This window comes from Verrucosispora sp. WMMD703, assembly GCF_049178935.1.
Lineage (GTDB): Bacteria > Actinomycetota > Actinomycetes > Mycobacteriales > Micromonosporaceae > Micromonospora > Micromonospora sediminimaris.
Window position 1 is genome coordinate 5,495,021 of record NZ_JBMHMM010000004.1, and the last position, 20,943, is coordinate 5,515,963.

A 20,943-nucleotide genomic window follows, 5' to 3' on the forward strand; every position below is an offset into this window, starting at 1 on the left:
ACGACCGGACCACCTGTGGACAAACGCCTGATCAAGGTCCCCTTGTGGTAGGCCGAACGTCCCTGGCCCGCCGGCAGCCACCCGGCGATGATCAAGAGGCAGCGGAAATGGTCACGTTCCGGACGGAGCCGACCTGGGTACGGATCCCTGCAAGCGCACCCGTGAGCACGACGTCGAACGAAAGGTCAGCGATCATGATGATGACCAGTACCCGTTCCACCCGCCTTACGGGGCAGGTGCGGCGATGAGCGCCGTGCAGGACCCCGCCACCGTGGCCAAGTGCCTCCGGCTGGGCGCAGGCTTCTCCGACCGGGAGCGGAACCGCATCGTCGAGCAGTTCACGACGCTCGACGCCCGCCTGGCCGGCTTCCACGCCGACGCCACCGACATGGAGCTGTCGGTGAAGGATCGGGAGGCCAAGGGTCAGAAGGTCACCCTGGAGTGCTGGATCGCCGGTCGGCAACGGGTGGTCGCCACCTCGACCGAGGAGGACCTGCACGCCGCGCTCAACGACGTCCGCGACGACCTGCGTCGTCAGCTGAACGACGCGAAGACCCGGCAGGAACCCCGCAACAACAAGCACCTGCGGGTCAACGAACCGCCCGGCCCGGTCGCGCCGACCGACGAGTTGGCCGGGGCCGGGACGACCGACGAGAGGTGAGCGCGTAGCCGGCCGATGGACCTGAGCGGCCGGCGCGCCCACCGTGGAGGTGAAACGACATGCCCAACGTGCAGCAACCCGAGATGCGCCGGAGCGGCGAAACCCGGCTGGTGCAGGACAGCGACGGCCCGGTCGAGGGCGGTTCGTCCTCGGCCCGGCGGGAGCACCGCTCGGTGCCGGTCGACCAGGTGTCGCCGTACGGCCCGGATCGTGGCCGGGCCTCGACCTCGCACGAGCCGTCCGGGCGCGAGGCCGTGGGCGATTGACCAGGAGGTAGCCCCTGTCCGCCGGGTGCGGGCGGGCGGGGGCTACCGCCCGGTAGCCAGCCGCAGTACCGTCGGTGGGTGGAACCGGACGTGCTTGGGCCGCCCTACGAGCGGCAGATCATCGACCTGGGCAGGGATGACGAGGGTCCGGTGGTGGCGACGCTGGTCCGCCGCCGGGCGGAGCGGCCCACCGGACGTGCCGTGCTCTACGTGCACGGCTTCGTCGACTATTTCTTCCAGACCCACGTGGCTGACTTCTTCGCCGCGCGCGGCTGGGACTTCTACGCTCTCGACCTGCGCAAGTACGGTCGTAGCCTGCTGCCGCACCAGACCCCGAACTTCTGTCGCGACCTCGGCGACTACTTCCCCGAGCTGGACGCTGCCGCACGGATCATCCGGGACGAGGACGGGCACGACACCCTGCTGGCCATGGGTCACTCCACCGGCGGCCTGATCATCTCGCTGTGGGCCGACGCCCGCCGCGACGCCGGACTGGTCGACGGGATCTTCCTCAACAGCCCCTTCTTCGACCTCAACGCTCCCTGGTTCGTGCGGCGACCCCTCGCGGCCGCCGTCGCGCGCCTGGGCCGCAGGGCGCCGCACCGCATCCTCCCGTTCGGGATCGGCACCGTGTACGGCGAGAGCCTGCACGCCGACCATCGCGGCGAGTGGACGTACGACCTGGCCTGGAAGCCGCTTGCCGGTTTCCCCGTGCGGGCCGGTTGGCTGGACGCCATCCGCACCGGTCAGCGGCGACTGCGTGCCGGGTTGGACATCCCCGTGCCGGTGCTGCTCGCCTGCTCCACCCGATCGTTCCGAGGCACGAAGTGGCAGGATGCGGCGACCCTGGCCGACGCCGTCCTCGACGTCGAGCACATGGTCCGCTGGGCTCCCCGGCTCGGCCAGCACGTCACCGTGTCCCGCTTCGACGGCGGCCTGCACGATCTCACGCTCTCCGGCCCCGCCGTACGCGAGCAGGTCTTCGCCGAGGTCGGTCGGTGGGCCGAAGCCTTCCTCTGCGCCGGACCGACGGCCACCCGCCCGACCCCGCCGCGGCCCCGGCCCTCGGCCGAGGACGGACACCCCGCAAGCCACTCCCCCGCGGACGCCTGAGCCTCGCCGACACCCGGCCGCTACGACCCGGCCTGACCACCCGTTTCACCGTGCGGAGGGCGGACGGCGGTACCCTTCTCGCGCGATACCACGTTGCGCCCGTAGCTCAGCGGATAGAGCAGGGGACTTCTAATCCCAAGGCCGCAGGTTCGAATCCTGCCGGGCGCGCAGACGATACAGCGGTGGCGGAGTCGTCGAGCGGCTCGTTGCCACCGCCGGGTTCGGCTACGCCTTCACCGGTGCCGCGAACCGGGGTAGCCACCGCCGCACCATCGGGCTGGCCGAAGGTTGGCTCACCCGGGCAGCCCGTGACCCGCCTCCACAACCAGGATCAACGTCGACCTGGCACTCCCTCGGTTGAAGTCGGTACGTCCACGGCACTTGATCTTTTAGCCCGCTTGCTGAAAGGGTTGCGCTGGCGGTGGACCGCGAAGTCGTCCACAAGGGAGCGTTGCCGAGTCCGCGGATCTCGGCGCGCCCGAAAGTGATGGTTTTCGATTCAGTCGGGCGTGCCGGCGCGAATGCTGCACCGCCAGAGCTACCGACGAAGGCCGAAGTCGGAACCGGCCGACCGGCAAAGGGGGAAACAACGTGCGAGCAAGCCATAACGGGACGGGAAGCAGGGTCGGTACCGCCAAACGGGTAGCGGTCACCCTGACCCTTGCGCTCACTTCGACCCTCGGTGTTGTCGCGGTCACCGCCTCACCAGCGCAGGCGCTGCCGACGAACTGCAACGGCACCCCCGGGACCGCCACCTACGGGGTCATGTGTCGGGGTGGCACCGGCTTCTACCGTGCCTGGACCGAGTGCAAGCACGTGAGCACAGGCAACAAGAAGCACGCTTACGGCAACGGTGTGGGTATCGGGGGGTACTCCAAGGCGAACTGCGGGTCCAACTACCGCATCACCAAGAACCGCGGGGTTACGAAGAGCAACTACCTGCCACCGAACTGGTAGTCACTACCGCACAGATACACCACGACCGACGATCTCCAGCGAGATGCCGGTCGTAACGCTGGATGCTGCCGGTGGCTCGGCCCGAGGATGACCACGGCGGGCGGAGCCACCGGCACGCTAGGGCAGGTCTTCCTCGGGCGAGGAGCCGCCTCGGCTCAGGAGCGCGAGTAGGCCGTGGCCGTCCTCGGTGTGGGCGTCCGGCCGCAGGTCGGGGCGGGACGGCTCGCGGTCGGTGCGAGGTGAGCGCATCAGGATCGCGGCACCTGCACCAGCCCGACGAGCGCAGGCCACGTCGCGGTGCACGCTGTCGCCGACGAACCAGCAGTCGCCGATCGGTACGCCGACAGCGTCCGCTGCCAGCCAGGCCAGGCGGGGGTTGGGCTTGCGGAGCCCGGCTTCGTCACTGTAGAACTCGGCCACGAACAGGTCGGACAGCCCGGCAGCGGCGAGGAAGTCCCGATGCGCCGCCCCACAGAGCGCGTTGCTGACCACCGCCATCGGCAGACCTGCCCCGGCTGCGGCTCGCAGCGCCTCCGGGATGCCGGGACGGACCTGCCACTCCGGTCGCCACGCCCACGCGTACGCCAGTGGGGTCGCCGCCTCCTGGACCGCCGTGCGGGCAGCTTCGGGCCAGGTAACGGTGACGAAGTCTGCCCACACCTGCGCGTGCGGGAGCTCGATCGGATCGTCGGAGTTGCCGACTTCGTCGCGCCACCGCGCGTAGGCCCGGCCGCCCTCGGTCAGGTCGGTGGCGATCTGCTCGGCCGACACGGCACCGCCCACCAGGTCGAACAGCCGGCGCACCAGCTCCGGTGGTGCCGGTGGCTGCCGTGGAGCGTCGGCCAGGACACCGCCGAAGTCCAACAGGATCGCGCGAGGTGGTCGCAGCATCCCCCCATCCTGACGCACCTCGACTGTGCCGGCCGGACAGGGAGGATCACCCGTCCCGCCTGCGTCACTGCCAATCTTGGAAAGTTCCCGTTCGCCCGGAGAACGGGAACTTTCCAAGATTGGCTCGATCTGGCACCAGGCGCGGCCTCGGATGGCGTGGTCAGCTGGTTTGGCAGGGGGCGCCGTTGAGACGGAAGTCGGTGGGGCGGTCGTTGGTGCCGGTGTAGGTGGCCTGGAAACCAAAGCTCACCGTGCCGTTGGTCGGCAGGCTGCCGTTCCAGGCGGCGTTGCGCGCGGTCACGTTCCTTCCGGACTGCGTGACCTGCGCGTTCCATGCGTTGGTGACCTGCTGGTTGCCGCTGAACGACCAGGTCACGGTCCAGCTGGTCAGGGCGGCGCCGCGGTTGGTGACCCGGACGTCCGCGGTGAAGCCGGTGTTCCACTGGTTGGCCGTCCAGCTCACCGTGCAGGCCGCCGGCCCGACGGTCGGCGGCGGGGTGGTGGGAGGCGGCGTGGTCGGCGGCGGGGTGGTGGGAGGCGGCGTGGTGGGAGGCGGTGTGGTGGGAGGCGGTGTGGTGGCGTCGCGGGGCGGGAAGCGGAGGATCCGGTCGTCGGTGGCGGCCGGGGTGCCGCGGCCGTCCCGGTTGCTGGTGGTTACCCAGAGCCACCCGTCCGGGCCGTACTCGACGGTGCGCAGCCGCCCGTAGCTGCCCGCCAGTTCGGCGGTGGGGGTGCCGACGCCGCCGGACCCGTTCAGCGGCACGTTCCACAGGCGGTTGCCGCGCAGGCTGGCCACGAAGAGCCGGTTCCCGGCGATGGTCGCACCGCTCGGTGACGCCTCCGCAGGGGTCCAGGTGAGCAGCGGGTCCCGGAAACGGGGATCGTTCGCCCTCCCCTCCACGGTGGGCCAACCGTAGTTGCCACCGGCGACGATCAGGTTGATCTCGTCCCAGGTGTTCTGACCGAACTCGGTGGCGTACAGCCTGCCCTGGGCATCCCAGGCCAGTCCCTGCACGTGACGGTGGCCGAGGCTGTAGACCGGCGATCCGGCGATCGGGTTGTCCGACGGGACGGTACCGTCGGGCCGGATGCGCAGGATCTTTCCGTTGCGGCTCTGCGGGTCCTGTGCTGAGGCGGTTTGTCCGGCGTCGCCGACGCCGACGTAGAGCATCCCGTCGGGTCCGAACGCGATCCGACCCCCGTTGTGAATGGCCGCGCGGTTCAGCCCGGTGAGGATCGGCTGCTGGGTCTGCGGTGCGGTGAGCCGGAACCGGGCTATCCGGTTGTCGCTCGCGGTGGTGAAGTAGACGTAGATCCAGCCGTCCTGAGCGTAGGTCGGCGACACGGCCAGGCCGAGCAGGCCGCCCTCGCTGACCGGAGTCACACCGGAGATGGTGACCACGGGTTCCGTCGGCTGACCGGGCCGGACCCGCACCACCTGCCCGGTGGGTCGCTGGGCGACCAGGGCGCTGCCGTCGGGCAGGAAGTCCATCCCCCACGGCACCTGGAGACCGGTGGCCACCGTCTCGGGCCGGGAGAAATCGAAGTCGCCGACGGCGAGCAGCGCGGGTGGCGCGTCGTTGCGGGCACCGGACGGACGTTCGGCGCTCGGGACCGCGCCGGCCAGGCCGGCGAGGCCGACGCTGCCGACGACCAGACCGGCGGTGAGTACGGCCCCGACCGCGAGTCGGATCTTCATGCCACCCCCTAAAGTATCGATATCCGTAAATTAGCATGTCGCTTCGCACTCGCCCGGAAAAGGGCGTCGCCGACCACGGCCGACGCCGCATACCGGGACCGATGGGCAAGGGCCAGGTCCGACGTCTCCTGGACGACCTGCCCGACCCGGCCAATCACCCGACGTTCCGACTCGACCCCACGAATCAGGCTGAACCGCCACGTTGACAGTGCCTCCGCCGGATATCACTGGCCTGGGCCGCGACGCCGGCCGTACGGTCACCGCCATGCACCTACGCGACGAACTGGTATCCGATCACGATGCCGTCCACGAGCTGCACCGGAGCGCCTTCGGTGACCATGGGGAGGTGGTGGCGGCGCTGGTGCGGGCGCTGCGGAACGACGACCCGGAAGCCCTCAGCCTGGTCGCCGAGGAGGACGACGAGGTCGTGGGGCACGTGATGTTCACCCGCAGCCTGCTCGACGCTCCGCGTCGACTCGTACCGGTGCAGGTGCTCAGCCCGGTCGCGGTCACGCCCGGCCGGCAGCGGCGCGGCATCGGTGGCGCTCTGATCAGACACGGGCTGCGCCTGCTCGACGAGCGGGGCGTGCCGGCGGTCTTCCTGGAGGGCGATCCCGGGTACTACGCCCGCCTCGGCTTCGCCGCCGCCGGCGAGCTGGGCTTCCGTCGGCCGTCGCTGCGCATTCCGGCACCCGCCTTCCAGGTGGTCAGGCTCTCCGGGTACGAGCCGTGGATGATCGGGACGTTCGTCTACTCGGCCACGTTCTGGCAGCAGGACTGCGTCGGGCTACGCGAGGGGGTCAGCGGCTGAGCGTGACGGACAGGCGACCAAGGGTCGACCTCGACGTAACCCACGGTCATCAGCTCCACTGCCGTGTGTTATTCTCCGGCGTCGATCTCCGCAGCGCGGACCCGGATCGGGTCGTTTGTCGCAAAGGACGCCTTCCCGATGTCGGCCCTGCCCAACCCGATCACGTCACCTGCCACGGTGGACCGTCCGGCCGCCAGCGCGTTCGCGTTCATCTTCACCCGACTGCCGGCGCTGCTGCGGCTCTCCTGCGGCCTGTTCTGCCTCGTGGTGGCGCTCGCCGTGCGTACCCCGCCGGTACGTCCGGAGCTGCTGCTACCCGCCGTGGCGGCGCTGACCGGCTGGTCGCTCTGGTACGCGCTGCACGCCTGGCGGGACGGCGTCGGCACGCCACTCGTCGCCGTCGACGTGGCGCTCACCAGCGCCGCGTGCCTGGCGATTCCGGTCCTGGTCGCACCCGAGGTGCTGCCTGGTGAGGCCAGTTGGATCGCGGTACTGGCCAGCACCACCGTGATCAACGCTCAGGCGACCGCCCCGGCCCGCCTGTCGATTCCGGCCGGGCTGCTGGTCACCGCGGCGTACGCGACGGGTGCGCACACGGCCGGGAACTCGACCGAGGCCAGGGCGCACGCGGCCACCCTGCTCGCCCAGACCGCCTGTACGGCGATGATGACCGCGGTGATGCGCCGCCGCATCACCCGGGCGGACACAGCCTTCGTGGCCGCTCAGCGGGCCGCCCGGGACGCCATGGTCGCCCGGATCGCGCGCGAGGCGGAACGACGGCAGAACCGCGACCTGCATGACACCGTGCTGGCGACGCTCACCATGGTGGGGCAGGGCGCGGTGGACAGGTCCTCCACCGCGCTGCGCGAGCGGTGTGCCGCCGACCTGCGTACCCTCGCCGCTCTGGCGGAGGCGCGCGCGGTGCCGCACGACGTGACCGCCCGACTGGACGAGCGTCTCCGGGCCGTGATCGCCCGGCTGCCCGGCCTGCCGGTCGCCACCGACCTGCCACCGTGCACGGTGGCCGCACCTGTCGCGGAGGCCGTCGCGGAAAGCGCGCACGCCGCGCTGGCCAATGTGGTGAACCATGCCCCCGGCGCACGGGCGACACTGCGACTGCGGCGGTACGCCGGCACCGTCACGGTCGAGGTGATCGACGACGGTCCCGGTTTCGACCCGGCCACCGTGCCGGCGCACCGGTACGGTCTGCGCGAGTCGGTACACGGCCGGATGGCGACGATCGGCGGGCGTGCCGACGTCGACTCCGCGCCCGGTCGGGGCACCCGGATCCGGCTGGAGTGGTCCGATGTCGGCTGAGCGGCTGTCGACGGACCCGGGGGCGAGCGCGACGGGGGTCCGAGCCGGCACGACCATGTACGCCGAAGGCACCGCCGCCCGTACGGCGTTCCTGCCGCGGCAGCCCCGGCCAGGCCCGGTGCCGAAGCCCGTGGCCGGGCCGGCGTCCGACGAGGTCGGTGCGGTGCGGGCCGCCGCCGCGGTGGCCCGCACCTCCGACCGGGGCGCCCGGATCGTCGCGGTCACCATCGCGCTGGTCTGGCACCTGGCCATCGGGCTGCCCGCGGTGCTCGCCGCCCGGTCGACGCTGGCCGTGCCCGGGGTGGTGCTGGGGGGCTGGTTACTCGTCGCGGCGCTCGGCGTGATCGCCGGGATCCGGCTGCTACACGACACCCCGCTGCCGGCGACGCCGCTGGCCGGCCTGCTGCTGGCAGTCGACGTGGCGGTCTTCGCCACGGTGGGCCGGGCACATCTGTTCAGCCCGGCGAACTGGGTGTGGGGCACCCTTGCCTGGTTCTTCCTGGTGGTGCTCTGGGGGCGGCCGGTGCGCCGGCTGCTGGTACTGCTGGCCGCGCACGCGGCCACCGCGCTGACCGCCGTCGTGCTGCACGGTGCGACGGGCGCCGCCGACCTGGCCCGGGCCACGATGGCCCTCTACGGCACGTCGTCGCTGCCGGTGGCGGTCTTCGCCGGTGCGGCGGTGCTTGCCGCGCTGTCCCGACAGCGCGCCGCCACGGCGGCGACCACGAACGCGATGGTGGCCGAGCGGGAAGCCGCCGAACGGGCCCGGCACGAGCGGGGCGAGCGGCTGAATCTGGTCGGTCGCGCCGCCAGCGAGGTGCTTACCGAGTTGGCCGAGGGACGGGTCGATCCGGCCGACCCGGAGGTGCAGCGCCGCTGCGTACGGGCCGCCGCCCAGTTGCGTCGCCTGATCGCCGAGTCCGACGACGTGCCCCACCCCCTGCTGCACGAGTTGCGGGCCGCTGCCGATCTGGCCGAGCGCAACGGCCTCCCGATCGACCTGGTCACAATTGGTACACCGCCACCGTTGCCGGTGCGGATTCGCCGCAGCCTGGCGGATCCGCTCACCGCCGGCCTCGCGGACGCACAGGACTGGGCCCGGTTGACCGTGGTCTCCGGCCCCGACGAGGTGGTGGTCAGTCTCGTCACACCCGACCGGGAGGGCCCGGACACCACCGGGCATCCGCCGGAGGACGACGACGGGCAGGTGGAGCACCTCTACGAACGGGACGGGAAGATCAGATGGACGCAGACGCGCTGGCACCGGTGACGCCGGGGCGGCCTGTCGGTGTGGCTATCGTGGACGACCACCCGGTTGTCATCGACGGGGTGCGCGCCTGGTTGGCCACCGAGCCCCGGTTGACCGTGCTGGCCACCGGCGACGATCCGGACGAGGTTCTGCGAGCGGCACCGCAGGCCGACGTGGTCCTCCTCGACCTGCGGTTGCACGGCCGGCTGGTGCTCGACAAGCTGGCCGAGCTCAGCTCCGCCGGACGACGCGTGGTGGTCTACTCCGAGCACTCCGACCCCGCCACGATGCTCGCCGCGTTGGACGCCGGGGCGGTGGCTTTCCTGGCCAAGCACGAGGGGCGGGAGCACTGTGTGACGACGGTGCTCGATGCGGCGAGCGACCGACCGTACGTCGGGCCGGCGCTGGCCGGCGCGATGGTCGGCGATCCGCGGCCGGACCGCCCGGTGCTGTCCGACAAGGAACGAGAGGCGCTGCTGCTGTGGTTCCAGTCGATGTCGAAGGCTTCGGTGGCCCGGCGGATGCGAATCAGCGAGCACACCGTGAAGCAGTACGTCGACCGGGCGAGGATCAAGTACACGCGGGCGGGCCGACCGGCCGCCACGAAGGCGGCGCTGCTCGCCCGGGCGATTGAGGACGGACTCGTCCGACCAGAGGAAATTGGTATCTACCGGTCGCGTGCGTCGACCGATCAGCCGACCCCCTAACGGGCGTCATGACAGCGGCGGACGCCTGGGCGAGGCTCGTGGGTAGATGCCGTCCGCACCGGAGGTCGCGACGATGCACGATGACGTCTCCCCGTTCTTCATCGCACCGCACCGGTTCGACGCGGTGGACGACGGCACGGGCCCGGTGCTGGACCGGCGGCACGAGTTGGTGCCGGATTTCGGCGAGCACGTGCTCGACCGCCATCGGGTGGACGTGGCCGGATACCTTCTCGGTCCGAGCGACGCCCACCGGGCCTGGGCGCTGCCCGCCCCGGTCGCCCTCACCGTCACCGATCACCGGCTGACGTACGTCGGCGCCGGCGCTCAGCTCGCCCTCGTGGGCCCCGGACAGCGCGGGGCGGCCCGGCCGCCCGGGCTGGTCAGCGGGCAGATCCGCTGGCAGTGGCCGTCCCGGCTGGAATTGCTGCCTGCTGCCGGCGGCGACCCGGCGACCTTGCTGGTGGTCTGCGACGCGTTGCGTACGATCCGGCAGCCGGCACTCGCCCTGGTCGGTCCCGACGACCGGATCGGCGCGCTCGCCCGACAGCTGCGCCACGCAATCGCCACGTTCCGGCTGGTCCGGCCGGAGCTGGTGGACCTGTCCCCGCCCGAGCGGGACGCGCTCGCCCGCCTGACCCGGACCGCGTCGTTGAGCGGCGCGGGGCGGGTGCTGCTGCCCGGCGCCCTGCCGGTGGAGTTCCACTCCCGGGACGACTACTACCGGCCGAGGCAGGCCGACGCGCCGCCGTACGACGCGGCGTCCGGCCAGCGGTAGGCCCCTGCGACGGTCGGACCGGTGGTCAGCGGGTCGTGGAGCGCCGGTCGTCGGCGTCGAGCGCGGCGGCCTCCTGTGGGGTAGGCGCGCTGCCACCGAGATGCGCCGGCAGCCACCACCCGTCCGCTGGCGTGGCGGGCTGGTCCGGGTACTCCCGCTGAGCCCGGTCGACAAGCGCGGTCAGTCGGATACGCAGTTCCTCGGTCATCGCGGCGGGGTCCGGGTACGCGGCCGGATCCATCGGCTCGCCGACCAGAATGGTGATCGGGGTGTGCCGGCGGGTGAGCGTACGCGGACGCCCCTTCGTCCACAGCCGCTGGGTGCCCCAGAGCGCGACCGGCAGCACCGGTACCTGCGCCTCGCGGGCCATCCGGGTGGCCCCGCTCTTGAGTTCCTTGACAGTGAAGGAGCGGCTGATCGTCGCCTCGGGGAACACACCGACCACCTCCCCCGAGCGCAGCGCCGCCACGGCGGCGGCGTACGAGTCGGCGCCGGCACGCCGGTCCACCGGGATGTGTCGCATGCCTCGCATCAAGGGCCCGGACACCCGGTGCCGGAACACCGAGTCCTTGGCCATGAAGCGGACGAGACGTCGGGACTCCAGGGCGCCCAGGCCGCAGAAGATGAAGTCGAGGTAACTCACGTGGTTGCTGGCCAGCACCGCTCCCCCGGCACGGGGAACGTGATGATCGCCCTCGACGGTGAGCTTCAGGTCGAGGACCCGGAACATCGTCTTGGCTGCGGCGATGACGGGCGGATACACGAGTTCCGGCATCCCGGAACTTTACCTTGGGTAGGTTACGCACCGGTAGGGACGGTGGTCGCCACGACCTGCCGGGGCGTGGCCGGGTCGCCCGTCGCCCGATTGGGCAACCCGGCCACGCCTGTCACCCGGCCAGCGAGTGCAGGTCGACCCGGCCACGGGCGAAGGCGTCCACCCGGCCCCAGCGGCCGGGGATGTCCAGCACCTCGATCCGGCCCATGCCGACGGGCAGTCGCGGCTCGACCGCCAGGTGCCCCTCGTGTGGCTCCAGGCCGAGCATCGTACGCAGCAACAGCAGCGGAGCCCCCGTCGACCACGCCTGCGGACTGCACGCCGTCGGGTACTCAACCGGGAACTTCGTCTGCTCACGCGGATAACCGCCGAACGCCTCCGGCAACCGGCCGTCGAAGTACCGGGCGGCGTCCAGGATGCCGTTGGCGATCATTGCGGCCTCCTCGGCGAAGCCGTACCGGCGCAGACCCCAGGCACAGAACGAGGTGTCGAAGGGCCAGACGGTGCCGTTGTGGTAGCCGATGGGGTTGTAGCGCACCTCGCCCTCGGCCAGGGTCCGCACCCCCCAGCCGGTGAACAGCCGCGGCCCGACCAGGTGGTTGGCGATCTGCTCGGCCCGGTCGTCGTCGACGATGCCGCTCCAGAGCAGGTGGCCGATGTTGGAGCTGAGCACGTCGCACTGTCGTCCGTCCGGATCCAGCGCGAGCGCGTAGTAGCCGCCGTCCTCGACCCACCAGTCCCGGTTGAACCGTTCCTTCAGGGCTGCGGCCTCCCGCTCCAGCTGGTCGGCGTACGCCGGGTCGTCCCAGAACTCACGGGCCAGCCGCGCGCCGCGCATCTTCGCGTCGTACGCGTACCCCTGCACCTCGCAGGTGGCCCGGGGAAACGGCGGCAGGGTGCCGTCGCGGTAGGAGATGGAGTCCCAGGAGTCCTTCCAGCACTGGTTCTCCAGGCCGGTGTCGGTGTTGCGCCGCTCGTACCAGATGTAGCCGTTGCCGACCAGGTCGGCGTAGTCGTCGATCCACTTGAAGGCCCGGCGGCACTCCTGCTCCAACTCCTTGACCAGCGCGCCGTCGCCGCTCCACTGCTCGTACTCGTCGAGCAGCACCACGAACAGCGGGGTGGAGTCGACCGCTCCGTAGTACGGCGAGTGCGGTTGCTCCTCGAACGCGGCGCTCTCGCCGTACCGCATCTCGTGCAGGATCCGGCCGGGGTCCTCCTCCCGGAAGTCGTCGAACCGGGTGCCCTGCAGGGCCGCGAGGATCCGCAGCGTCGTCGCGCTCAGCTGCGGTGTGAACGGCAGCGTCTGCAGACAGGTCAGGATGCTGTCCCGGCCGAACATGGTCATGAACCAGGGCAGACCGGCGGCCGGCAGGGTCTGACCGCCAAGCGACAGCGGTGAGAAGCGCAACGCCGCCAGGTCGACGATGCACTTGCGGTACGTCGCGGACAAACTGTCGTGCTCGCTGTTCACCGTCGGCGCCTTGGCGATCCACTCCTCCAGGTCGTGTTGCAGGGCGAGCCGTTCGGTGCCGTGCGTCTGCAATCCGAGACGCAGGTCCCGACCGCCCGGGCCGACCGCCAGGGTCTGCACGTCGATGCGGGTGTCCCACTGCTCGTTCGGTTCCAGGTGGATGGAGTACGCGAAGCCGTTGCGGTCGTACCGGGCCGGCGCGGAGGACGAGATGATCGTTTCGCGCTTGAAGTTGCCGCGCCGGTAGCCCAGGCGCAGCCGGTCCGGCTCGGCCTCACAGTAGATTTCACCCTTTTTGTTGAGGATCTCGTCCTTGACCTCGAACAGGTCGGCGAAGTCGCAGCCGGCATCCATCCGGATCTCCAGGTCGACTGCCTTCTCGTCGTGGTTGAGGATGGTGATGTCCTCCCGGAAGCTCCCACCGACCGCCCGCTCCCGGATGATCGACAGTTTCGCGTCCACGTAGTGCGTGGCCAGCCCGGGCACCAGGAAGAAGCGCGACTCGTAGTACTGGAGGTCGTCGTAGGAGAGGGCGTTCAGCCGCTCACCGTTGACCGTGAGCACCCACTTGGAGAGAAAGCGGGTGTCGATGGAGAACAGTCCCGTCGGTTCGGTAGGTGTCGCCTCGATGTCCCCGGTCGCCTCGCTGACGACGAAGTTGTTGCCGTCGAGGATCCGTACGGTGTGGCTGGGCGCCATCACTTCACCCCCTTCCGGTAGCGCTGCGGTCCCCTGGCGTGCGGCGAGCTGGGGAAGATCCGTTCGACCTGCACCACCAGGCGGGCGTCACCGGTGACCGTCATGTCCCCCCGGAGCAGCGCCGCCAGCCCGTTCTCCCGGCCGGTGACCAGCTCCTCGAAGAGGGCGGGGCTGGTGCCGACCACTGTGTCGGCCTCCATGTCCTGCCGGCTGACCTGGATGTTTCCCCGGTCGATCCGCATCAGCCAGTGGGTGGTCTGCGGTCCCTCGTGCAGGTCGAAGCGCAGGGCTCCGGAAATCTTCGCCAGCAGAGGTTCGTACCCCTGCTGGTCGAGGTCCTCGAAAAACCGCGTGGTCGCGTCCGCCATCGGGCCCCTCCTCCCGGTCGCTCATGTCCCGCAGGAGGGGTCCCCGACGCCCGGTGGCTCAACCTCACCCGCTTGGGGTGAGACCGCGCGCCGGTGGACCCGGTAAGCGGCCACCGCGAGTTCCCGGATGCGGGGCGGACGCGCGGCGCCGAACCGCGCGAAGCCGGCTCCCGATGGCTCGGGAACCGGCTTCGGTTGGTGGAGGCGATCAGTTGTTGGGATCGTCCGCGCTGATGTCGGCCAGCACCGACTGGGGCTCCCGCTCGACCGCCAGATCGCCCATGGACACCAGGCCGATCAGCCGGCCGTCCTCCACCACGGGCAGCCGCCGCACGGCGTACGTCCGCATCAGGTCGGCGGCGGCGACGGCGTCGTCGTACTGACTCACCGTAACCACGTCCTTGGTGGTGATCTGGTTCAGCCGGGTGGTGTCCGGGTCCATGCTCTCGGCCACGCCTCGGACCGTGATGTCCCGGTCCGTGACGATGCCGACCACGTTGTCTCCGTCGGTCACCACCACGTCACCGATCGCGGAGTCGCGCATCTCCTGGGCCGCCGCGACGAGCGTGGCGTTGCCGTCCATGGTCACCAACCGGGTCGTCATGAACTCTCCGACCGTTGTCATGGCGCCTCCCTCTGGGTGTCGGGCAGCCAGGGGTCTACCCGACGGCCGCAGCCAGTAACGTGGCCGGTCACCGCGCGGGTGCCGCACGCTCAGCCGCAGTTCGGTCGGCTGCCACAACCGGCGAAGGCCAAGCCCGGTGTCGGTGTGGTTCAGCCCTCGGCGGCAACCAGCTCGGCAAGCTGCACGGCGTTGAGTGCCGCGCCCTTGCGCAGGTTGTCGTTGGAGCAGAACAACGCCAGGCCGTGCTCGACGGTCTCGTCGGCGCGGATCCGGCCGACGAACGTCGGATCCTGCCCGGCCGCCCGCAACGGGGTCGGCACGTCGGAAAGCGCGACGCCGGGCGCGTCGGTGAGCAGCTCGTACGCCCGCTGCGGGCTGATCGGCCGGGCGAACCGGGCGTTGATCTGGAGCGAGTGACCGGTGAAGACCGGAACCCGTACGCAGGTGCCGGAGACCTTCAGGTCGGGGATCTCCAGGATCTTGCGGCTCTCGTTGCGAAGCTTCTGCTCCTCGTCGGTCTCCGCCGACCCGTCGTCGACGATCGAGCCGGCCAGCGGCAGCACGTTGAAGGCGATCGGCTGAGCGAACGAACGGGGGGCGGGAAAGTCCACCGCGCCGCCGTCGAAGGTGAGCCCGGTGGCGGTCTCGGCCACCTTGCGGACCTGCTCGTCCAGCTCGGCGACGCCGGCCAGGCCGGCACCGGAGACCGCCTGGTAGGTGGCGACGACCAGGGCGACCAGTTCCGCCTCGGCGTGCAGCGGACGCAGCACCGGCATGGCGGCCATGGTGGTGCAGTTCGGGTTGGCGATGATGCCCTTGGGCCGGTCGGTGGCGGCGTGCGGGTTGACCTCGGCGACGACCAACGGCACCTGCGGGTCCATCCGGAACGCCGAGGAGTTGTCGATGACGACCGCACCCGCGGCGGCGACCCGAGGCGCCAACTCCTTTGCGGAACCCTTGCCGGCTGAGAAGAGCACGATGTCCAGCCCGGAGTAGTCCGCGGTGGCGGCGTCCTCGACGGTGATCTCCTCGCCGCGCCAGGGCAGCGTACGCCCGGCCGAGCGCGCCGAGGCGAACAGCCTTACCTGCTCCGCCGGGAAGTTCCGCTCCGCCAGCACCTGCCGCATCACGCCACCGACCTGGCCGGTGGCTCCCACAATGCCGATCCTCATGCCCGCGAGGCTACCCAGCCCGGTGCCCGGACCGGGAATGCTTTCCCACCGCCGGGGATCCCCCCGGCCGGGCCGAGCCCGTTCGGGCCGGGACAGTCACCACCCGCCGGCCGGTTCCGCCGGAAGAACACCGCCGCACCACCGTTGCCGACCGCAGCATCTCAGCCCGGACCGCCGACGCCGCGACCGACGTCACAATCCCGGCCGGTGGGCTCGTCGATCAACCCGCCGGCGGGTGGTCGATCAGCTCGCCGAGACCGGTGGCCACCAGCTCGTCCCTGATCACCGCGGCATCGCCCTCCACCACCAGGGTCAGCGACTCCGGACGCAGGTGCGTGGCGGCAGCCGCCGAGACCTGGGCCACCTGGGCACCGAGCAGTTCCTCCCGCAACCGGGCGTGGTAGTCGTCCGGCAGGTCGTGCACCACAAGCGTGCTCAGCGCCCCGGCGATGGCCCGTGGGCTCTGCAACTCGACCGAGAGCTGGCCCGCTCGCCAGGACCGGGCCACCGCGAGCTCGTCCTCGGTCACCCCACCGGCCTGGGTACGCGCGATCTCCCCGACCGCCTCGACCAACGCCGGTGCGGTGACGGCCGTCTGCACTCCCGAACTGACCGCGAACCGGCCGAACCGGCGGGACGAGGCGAAGTCGCCCCGGATGCCGTACGTGTAACCGCGCACTTCCCGGATGAGGTGGTTCAGCCGGGAGGTGAACGCTCCGCCGAGCACGGTGCCGGCAAGCGCGATCGGCACATGGTCCGGGTGCGCCCGGTGTGGTCCGGGATGGCCGAGCCGCAGCGTGGACTGCACCGATCCGGGCCGGTCGACAAGGATGATCCGCCGCTCGGCACGCACCGGCACGTCGATCGGTACGCCCCGGTCAACCGGCCCGCCGCCGGTGCCGGTGAACGCCGTGGCCGCGAGGGCGTCCAGGTCGAGCCGGTCCAGATCGCCGGCGACGACGAGAGTGCCCGGACGGATGAACCACTCCGAGTGGAAGACGGTGACGTCCTCCACGTCCAGACCGGCCACCGAGTCGGGGTCGCCGTACATCGGGCGGCCCCAACGGTTGCCGGCGCCGAACAGGTCGGCGCGCAACGCCGCGTCGGCCCGAGGTCCCGGATTGGCCCAGTCCATCCGTAGCGCGGTCACCTCGTCGTCGCGGACCCGCCGGACGTCGTCCGGGTCCAGCCTCGGGGTGCGCACCGCCTCGGCGAGCAGTTCCACCGCCGCGCCCAGCCGGCCCACCGGCACCTGCACGCTCGCTTGGAAGGTGTCCCAGTCCAACCCGGTCACCAACTCGGTGCCGAGCGCCTCGATGGCCAGCGCGTACGCGGTGGCGTCGCGCTGGGTGGTGCCCTCCTCCAGTGCCTTGGCCAACACCCCGCCGAGTCCCTCGCGACCCACCGGTTCACGGCCGGCGCCCGCGTCCAGCAGCAGCATCGCCACGGCGAGGTTCTGGCCGGGCAGGTGCGCGGCGACGACGTCGCCACCGGCGACGGTGCGGCGGACCACCTGGGGGAAACGGTACGGGCGGGCCGCGCCCGGGCCGGGCCGGTCAGCGATCAGGGTCACTGAGGGCCGCTCACTGCTCGCGCTCACAGCTTCTCCTCGGGAAGGTAGGTCAGGGTGGCCCGGTCGGCGGCGGCGAGCGTGTCGGCCGCCACCTCGGCGATCTCCTCGGCGGTCACCGCGAGCCAGGCCGGTAACCGCTCGGACACCGTGGCCGGGTCACCGAACTGGGTGGTGTACCGGCTCAGCGCGTCCGCCCGACCGTCCACCGTGGACATCTGCCGCCACCACGCGGTGGTCAGCAATGCCTTGGCGCGGTCCAGTTCGGCGGCGGTGACCGGCACGGTCACCAGTTCGTCGACCACCTCGGCGAGCCCGGCGGCCAACCGCTCACCGCTGACCCCCGGGCGGGCGGTCGCGGTGGCGATCAGCGGTGCCGGGGCGTGCGCCAGGTCCACCCCGTACGCCCCGACCAGATCGGGCTGGGCGATCCGTTCACCGTCGGCGAGCCGCTGGTAGAGCCGACTGCCCCGACCGCTGCCGAGCACGGTGGCCAGCACCGTCACCACGTCGTACCCGGGGCTGCCGAACGGGTGGGTGCGATGCGCGACGTACACGCGGGGCGCCGGCACCTCGGTGACCACCGTCTCCTCGGCGGGCACTCCGGTGGCCGGCACGACCCGGCCGTCGGGCGCCGGGGGGATGTCCGGCCGGGGCGGGATCCCGCCGAAGTACCGCTCGGCCAGGCTGACGACCTCGTCGACTGTGGTGTCACCGACCACGGTGAGCACGGCGTTGTTCGGCGCGTAGTACGTCCGGTGGAACGCCTGGAAGGTGGCCAGGTCGGCGGCGTTCAGATCGGCCATCGACCCGATGGTGGCGTGATGATACGGGTGACCCGGCGGATAGAGCAGCGGCAGCAGCCGCAGCCAGGCGTCCCCGTACGGCACGTTCTCGTAGCGCTGCCGCCGCTCGTTCTTGACCACGTCCCGCTGGTTGTCCAGCGTCTCCTGGGTCAGCGCCGGCACCAGCCCGCCCATCCGGTCGGCCTCCAACCAGAGCGCCAACTCAAGGTGCTCCGCCGGGACCGTCTCGAAGTAGTTGGTGCGGTCCGGGTTGGTGGTGGCGTTGAGTGAGCCGCCGGCCCCCTGGACCAGCTTCATGTGCTCGGTCTTCGCAACGTGCGTGGAGCCCTCGAACATCAGGTGCTCGAAGAGATGGGCGAAGCCGGTCTGACCGGCCGGCTCGTGCCGGGAACCCACGTCGTACCAGAGGTTGACCGCGACCGCCGGGGCGGTGCGGTCCTCGCTGACCACCACGCGCAGGCCATTGTCCAGTCGGGTCGTCGAGATCGGCCAGGGGTAACCGCTGTCGGGCATGGCACCGACGCTATCCGATCTTTCGCCCGGGCAGGCCACGGGACACCCACCGGCGAGCCGCGCCGACGGGCGGGCCCGTGCCGCGACGACCGCACGTCAGGCGGCAGTGCCGGAAGACGGCATCGACGGTACGGCCCTGGGTATGCGGAAGGCATGCCGACGATTACCTGGCCGCAGCCCGCCGTCATCACCGAACGAGCGGCCCGGGCCCTGGCCCGGCTGCGCCGGGGACGGATGCTGCACCCGGCCGGCCGGTCCTTCGCCGGCGAGGTGCTCGTCTGGGGTACGGCCGGCCCGCCGACCGGCGTCCGACTGCTCGACCGGCCCGGTCACTACCCGGCCACCGTCCGCCTCTCCAAGGGAACGCCCACCCCGGACGCCTGGCCCGACGTGCTCGGCCTGGCGGTGCGGATACACCACCAGGCCGGACGACCGTTCGATCTGCTGGTCAGCTCCAGCGCCGCCGCGCCGGTGCTGCGACACCTGCCACTGCCCCGACGTCGGTTCACCGGCACGTACAGCTCGGTCATGTCGTACCGGGCCGGCCGGCGGCGGCTCTGGTTGGCCGCGCTGGCCGACCCGGAATCACCCGACCTGGGCCACGACCTGTCCGGCCTGTCCACCGCGGTGGCGGCCGGCCGGCCCGGGCTGGTCCTCGCCGTCGCCTCCGCCGTCGGACCGTGGCGGCCGTTCGGGCAGGTCACCATCGGCGATCAGCTCAGCGCGCGGGAGGACGCCGCGCTGGCCTTCGACCCGGTGGGCAACCTCCCGGAGGAACTGCGGTTGACCGGGCCCCTGGCCTGGCTGCGCCAGCACACCTACCGAGGATCCCGTCGAGGGCGTGGCGCCAGCGCTCAGTCCGGCGGTTCGACGGGGTTGACGGTCTGATCCGACGTACGCCGCTCCAGCACCGTGTCGGGGGCGGCGTTCTGGTCGGCTTCCCGGGCGTCGGACTCGGTCAGGATCGCGTCGGCCTGGGCATGCGCGTCGTCGCTGCCGGCCGCTGCCTCTTCCGGTAGCAGGTGGGCGCGGGACTCCACCCGCTCCTGGTCGCTTCGCTCGTCAGTCATGCCGCTCCTCATACCCCGCCCCCGTCTCCCGCACTCGGGGGCGGGCAGGGCTCCTCCTCAACGACGAAGGCGCCCTGCCACGACGCCAAGCTGGGCTCAGCGGAACGGGCCACGCACCTCGTAGGTGATGCCGCCGGATGAGGAGCCGGAGGTGCCGCGCTGCGACGAGAAGTAGAACCGGGTGCCGTCCGGCGAGAAGGCCGGCCCACAGATCTCCGAGGAGGACTGCCCGGTGATCCGCAGGAACGGCGCGACCACCCCGGCGGGAGTGATGACGTTGATCTCCATGTTGCCGCCGTCCTCGGCCACGTAGAGGTCACCCGAGCCGGCACCGGTGATGTTGTCCACCCCGGTCAGCGGCGCGGCGCCGGAGACCAGCGAGTCGTCGTACGCCAGATCGATTCGCTGGTTGACCGCGTCGTACGCCCAGACCCGGTTGTCGCCCTTGGTGGTGAACCAGCAGGTGCCGTCGTCGTACCAGCAGCCCTCGCCACCGTTGAACCGCTTGGCACCGGAGACCTGGCTGCGGGTCAGCGTCGGCGACCCGTCCGGGTCCGGCACTCGCGCCCAGGTCACCGGGCCGCTGGTGGCGCTCCCCGCGACCAGCACCTCCAGGGTGCCGGCGGCAAGATTGCCCCAACTGTTCGGTCGGAACCGGTAGAAGCAGCCGTTGCTCTCGTCCTCGGTCAGGTAGATCACCCGACGGTCCGGGTCGCAGGCGGCGGCCTCGTGCTTGAACCGTCCCATCGCCGCCCGCCGCACCGCGGCGGTGCCGCCCTGCGGGTACGTCTCGTAGACGTATCCGCGGCTGACCTCCTCGCAGGAGAGCCAGGTGCCCCACGGGGTGGCGCCACCGGCACAGTTCTGGTTGGTGTTGGAGAGGATCCGGTACGCCGACGCGATGCTGCCGTCGGCGTTGAAGCGCACCGCCGAGGCGCCACCGCCCGGGGTGATCTCGGAGTTCGAGACGTAGATCCAGCCGGCGCCGGCGACGAAGCAGGCACCGCCGTCGGGGGCGTCGTGCCAGGTGTACGACGTCCCGGAGACGGTCTGGCGGGACCGGGCGATCACCCGGCTGGTGAATCCGGTGGGCAGCTGGATGCCGTTGCCGTCGGCGGTCCGGAGCGAGCCGTAGGGGCTGGGGCCGGGCTGAGCGGGTGCGGCCACGGCGGCGCCCGCCCACAGGCTGCCGGAGAAGGCGGCGGCGCCACCGGCGACGGTGGCGCGCAGGACGGTACGACGATCCATGGATGACCTCCGGGTGATCCGCGTTGGGTGGCGCTGGAGTTACCGGGAGTTTCATCGGTGCCGATGAACGCGAGGCGAGGCTTTGTCGACGAGAGGATGAGCGCTCGGGCGCGGTCGGGTACGCTTACCGCCGTGACGCGCTCGTATCGATGGTTTAGCCAGCCGGCTCGCAGGCCG

General features: G+C 71.3%; 20 protein-coding genes and 1 tRNA gene. 10 read left to right on the forward strand and 11 right to left on the reverse strand.

Annotated features, from left to right (window positions below):
* Nucleotides 1–244 precede the first annotated feature (244 nt).
* From ACN26Z_RS25500 to ACN26Z_RS25515, 4 genes are all read left to right on the forward strand, one after another.
* Complete coding sequence (locus tag ACN26Z_RS25500) at nucleotides 245–661, forward strand: HPF/RaiA family ribosome-associated protein (RefSeq protein ID WP_093410456.1); 417 nt, start codon at nucleotides 245–247, stop codon at nucleotides 659–661.
* Nucleotides 662–720: 59 nt separating this feature from the next.
* On the forward strand, nucleotides 721–927 hold the full coding sequence (locus ACN26Z_RS25505) for a hypothetical protein (RefSeq protein WP_139233244.1): 207 nt from the start codon (nucleotides 721–723) through the stop codon (nucleotides 925–927).
* 78 nt (nucleotides 928–1,005) lie between these two features.
* Nucleotides 1,006–2,040, forward strand: a complete 1,035-nt coding sequence (locus ACN26Z_RS25510; RefSeq protein WP_421463669.1) for an alpha/beta hydrolase — start codon at nucleotides 1,006–1,008, stop codon at nucleotides 2,038–2,040.
* A 95-nt stretch (nucleotides 2,041–2,135) separates the two neighbouring features.
* A tRNA-Arg gene (locus ACN26Z_RS25515) sits at nucleotides 2,136–2,208 on the forward strand.
* Between the two features lie 906 nt (nucleotides 2,209–3,114).
* On the opposite strand, the gene ACN26Z_RS25520 is transcribed toward ACN26Z_RS25515, so the two are convergent.
* Nucleotides 3,115–3,888, reverse strand: coding sequence for an HAD family hydrolase (locus tag ACN26Z_RS25520; protein ID WP_282237070.1), 774 nt, complete (start codon nucleotides 3,886–3,888; stop codon nucleotides 3,115–3,117).
* A gap of 160 nt (nucleotides 3,889–4,048) precedes the next feature.
* Complete coding sequence (locus ACN26Z_RS25525) at nucleotides 4,049–5,587, reverse strand: PQQ-dependent sugar dehydrogenase (protein WP_421463671.1); 1,539 nt, start codon at nucleotides 5,585–5,587, stop codon at nucleotides 4,049–4,051.
* Between the two features lie 265 nt (nucleotides 5,588–5,852).
* Here ACN26Z_RS25525 and ACN26Z_RS25530 point away from each other — a divergent pair, with 265 nt between their 5' ends.
* The 5 genes from ACN26Z_RS25530 (at nucleotide 5,853) to ACN26Z_RS25550 (ending at nucleotide 10,446) form a co-directional block, all read left to right on the forward strand.
* Nucleotides 5,853–6,398 (forward strand): GNAT family N-acetyltransferase, encoded by a 546-nt coding sequence (locus ACN26Z_RS25530; RefSeq protein WP_421463673.1) that lies wholly within the window; start codon nucleotides 5,853–5,855, stop codon nucleotides 6,396–6,398.
* 138 nt (nucleotides 6,399–6,536) lie between these two features.
* On the forward strand, nucleotides 6,537–7,715 hold the full coding sequence (locus ACN26Z_RS25535; protein ID WP_421463675.1) for a sensor histidine kinase: 1,179 nt from the start codon (nucleotides 6,537–6,539) through the stop codon (nucleotides 7,713–7,715).
* Nucleotides 7,705–8,985 carry a hypothetical protein gene (locus tag ACN26Z_RS25540; protein ID WP_421463677.1) on the forward strand — a complete coding sequence of 427 codons (1,281 nt, stop codon included), beginning with the start codon at nucleotides 7,705–7,707 and terminating at the stop codon, nucleotides 8,983–8,985. Before ACN26Z_RS25535 ends, ACN26Z_RS25540 begins: the two co-directional genes overlap by 11 nt.
* Nucleotides 8,958–9,671, forward strand: a complete 714-nt coding sequence (locus ACN26Z_RS25545; RefSeq protein WP_093410472.1) for a response regulator transcription factor — start codon at nucleotides 8,958–8,960, stop codon at nucleotides 9,669–9,671. Before ACN26Z_RS25540 ends, ACN26Z_RS25545 begins: the two co-directional genes overlap by 28 nt.
* 73 nt (nucleotides 9,672–9,744) lie before the next feature.
* Nucleotides 9,745–10,446, forward strand: a complete 702-nt coding sequence (locus ACN26Z_RS25550; RefSeq protein WP_421463679.1) for a hypothetical protein — start codon at nucleotides 9,745–9,747, stop codon at nucleotides 10,444–10,446.
* 25 nt (nucleotides 10,447–10,471) lie between these two features.
* Here ACN26Z_RS25550 and ACN26Z_RS25555 read toward each other — a convergent pair whose 3' ends face one another.
* The 7 genes from ACN26Z_RS25555 to ACN26Z_RS25585 all read right to left on the reverse strand — a co-directional run bounded on the left by ACN26Z_RS25555 (nucleotide 10,472) and on the right by ACN26Z_RS25585 (nucleotide 18,448).
* Entirely contained in the window at nucleotides 10,472–11,221 is a 750-nt protein-coding gene (locus ACN26Z_RS25555) for a lysophospholipid acyltransferase family protein (protein WP_421463681.1), read from the reverse strand.
* Nucleotides 11,222–11,333: 112 nt separating this feature from the next.
* On the reverse strand, nucleotides 11,334–13,394 hold the full coding sequence (locus tag ACN26Z_RS25560) for a glycogen debranching N-terminal domain-containing protein (protein WP_421463683.1): 2,061 nt from the start codon (nucleotides 13,392–13,394) through the stop codon (nucleotides 11,334–11,336).
* On the reverse strand, nucleotides 13,394–13,762 hold the full coding sequence (locus ACN26Z_RS25565) for an SCP2 sterol-binding domain-containing protein (RefSeq protein WP_093410482.1): 369 nt from the start codon (nucleotides 13,760–13,762) through the stop codon (nucleotides 13,394–13,396). The genes ACN26Z_RS25560 and ACN26Z_RS25565 overlap by 1 nt, the downstream gene beginning before the upstream one ends.
* A gap of 208 nt (nucleotides 13,763–13,970) precedes the next feature.
* Nucleotides 13,971–14,387, reverse strand: coding sequence for a CBS domain-containing protein (locus ACN26Z_RS25570; protein ID WP_093410484.1), 417 nt, complete (start codon nucleotides 14,385–14,387; stop codon nucleotides 13,971–13,973).
* 149 nt (nucleotides 14,388–14,536) lie between these two features.
* Complete coding sequence (locus tag ACN26Z_RS25575) at nucleotides 14,537–15,559, reverse strand: aspartate-semialdehyde dehydrogenase (protein WP_421463686.1); 1,023 nt, start codon at nucleotides 15,557–15,559, stop codon at nucleotides 14,537–14,539.
* A 220-nt stretch (nucleotides 15,560–15,779) separates the two neighbouring features.
* Complete coding sequence (locus ACN26Z_RS25580; protein WP_093410490.1) at nucleotides 15,780–17,132, reverse strand: M16 family metallopeptidase; 1,353 nt, start codon at nucleotides 17,130–17,132, stop codon at nucleotides 15,780–15,782.
* A gap of 23 nt (nucleotides 17,133–17,155) precedes the next feature.
* Nucleotides 17,156–18,448: a M16 family metallopeptidase gene (locus ACN26Z_RS25585; RefSeq protein WP_282237060.1), complete on the reverse strand. Its 1,293-nt coding sequence runs from the start codon at nucleotides 18,446–18,448 to the stop codon at nucleotides 17,156–17,158.
* A 153-nt stretch (nucleotides 18,449–18,601) separates the two neighbouring features.
* Here ACN26Z_RS25585 and ACN26Z_RS25590 point away from each other — a divergent pair, with 153 nt between their 5' ends.
* On the forward strand, nucleotides 18,602–19,336 hold the full coding sequence (locus tag ACN26Z_RS25590) for a phosphodiesterase (RefSeq protein ID WP_421463688.1): 735 nt from the start codon (nucleotides 18,602–18,604) through the stop codon (nucleotides 19,334–19,336).
* On the opposite strand, the gene ACN26Z_RS25595 is transcribed toward ACN26Z_RS25590, so the two are convergent.
* Both ACN26Z_RS25595 and ACN26Z_RS25600 read right to left on the reverse strand, forming a co-directional pair.
* Entirely contained in the window at nucleotides 19,303–19,518 is a 216-nt protein-coding gene (locus tag ACN26Z_RS25595) for a hypothetical protein (RefSeq protein ID WP_282237058.1), read from the reverse strand. The genes ACN26Z_RS25590 and ACN26Z_RS25595 overlap by 34 nt on opposite strands.
* Nucleotides 19,519–19,614: 96 nt before the next feature.
* Nucleotides 19,615–20,766, reverse strand: a complete 1,152-nt coding sequence (locus ACN26Z_RS25600; RefSeq protein WP_421463690.1) for an alkaline phosphatase PhoX — start codon at nucleotides 20,764–20,766, stop codon at nucleotides 19,615–19,617.
* Nucleotides 20,767–20,943: the final 177 nt, after the last annotated feature.

Excerpts from the sequence above, each read along its gene's own strand:
- ACN26Z_RS25590 (WP_421463688.1), top strand. The coding sequence starts at position 18,602 with ATGCCGACGATTACCTGGCCGCAGCCCGCCGTCATCACCGAACGAGCG.
- ACN26Z_RS25540 (WP_421463677.1), top strand. The coding sequence starts at position 7,705 with ATGTCGGCTGAGCGGCTGTCGACGGACCCGGGGGCGAGCGCGACGGGG.
- ACN26Z_RS25585 (WP_282237060.1), bottom strand. The coding sequence starts at position 18,448 with ATGCCCGACAGCGGTTACCCCTGGCCGATCTCGACGACCCGACTGGAC.
- ACN26Z_RS25560 (WP_421463683.1), bottom strand. The coding sequence starts at position 13,394 with ATGGCGCCCAGCCACACCGTACGGATCCTCGACGGCAACAACTTCGTC.
- ACN26Z_RS25500 (WP_093410456.1), top strand. The coding sequence starts at position 245 with ATGAGCGCCGTGCAGGACCCCGCCACCGTGGCCAAGTGCCTCCGGCTG.
- ACN26Z_RS25530 (WP_421463673.1), top strand. The coding sequence starts at position 5,853 with ATGCACCTACGCGACGAACTGGTATCCGATCACGATGCCGTCCACGAG.
- ACN26Z_RS25535 (WP_421463675.1), top strand. The coding sequence starts at position 6,537 with ATGTCGGCCCTGCCCAACCCGATCACGTCACCTGCCACGGTGGACCGT.
- ACN26Z_RS25505 (WP_139233244.1), top strand. The coding sequence starts at position 721 with ATGCCCAACGTGCAGCAACCCGAGATGCGCCGGAGCGGCGAAACCCGG.
- ACN26Z_RS25600 (WP_421463690.1), bottom strand. The coding sequence starts at position 20,766 with ATGGATCGTCGTACCGTCCTGCGCGCCACCGTCGCCGGTGGCGCCGCC.
- ACN26Z_RS25555 (WP_421463681.1), bottom strand. The coding sequence starts at position 11,221 with ATGCCGGAACTCGTGTATCCGCCCGTCATCGCCGCAGCCAAGACGATG.
- ACN26Z_RS25575 (WP_421463686.1), bottom strand. The coding sequence starts at position 15,559 with ATGAGGATCGGCATTGTGGGAGCCACCGGCCAGGTCGGTGGCGTGATG.
- ACN26Z_RS25545 (WP_093410472.1), top strand. The coding sequence starts at position 8,958 with ATGGACGCAGACGCGCTGGCACCGGTGACGCCGGGGCGGCCTGTCGGT.
- ACN26Z_RS25525 (WP_421463671.1), bottom strand. The coding sequence starts at position 5,587 with ATGAAGATCCGACTCGCGGTCGGGGCCGTACTCACCGCCGGTCTGGTC.
- ACN26Z_RS25565 (WP_093410482.1), bottom strand. The coding sequence starts at position 13,762 with ATGGCGGACGCGACCACGCGGTTTTTCGAGGACCTCGACCAGCAGGGG.
- ACN26Z_RS25550 (WP_421463679.1), top strand. The coding sequence starts at position 9,745 with ATGCACGATGACGTCTCCCCGTTCTTCATCGCACCGCACCGGTTCGAC.
- ACN26Z_RS25595 (WP_282237058.1), bottom strand. The coding sequence starts at position 19,518 with ATGACTGACGAGCGAAGCGACCAGGAGCGGGTGGAGTCCCGCGCCCAC.
- ACN26Z_RS25520 (WP_282237070.1), bottom strand. The coding sequence starts at position 3,888 with ATGCTGCGACCACCTCGCGCGATCCTGTTGGACTTCGGCGGTGTCCTG.
- ACN26Z_RS25570 (WP_093410484.1), bottom strand. The coding sequence starts at position 14,387 with ATGACAACGGTCGGAGAGTTCATGACGACCCGGTTGGTGACCATGGAC.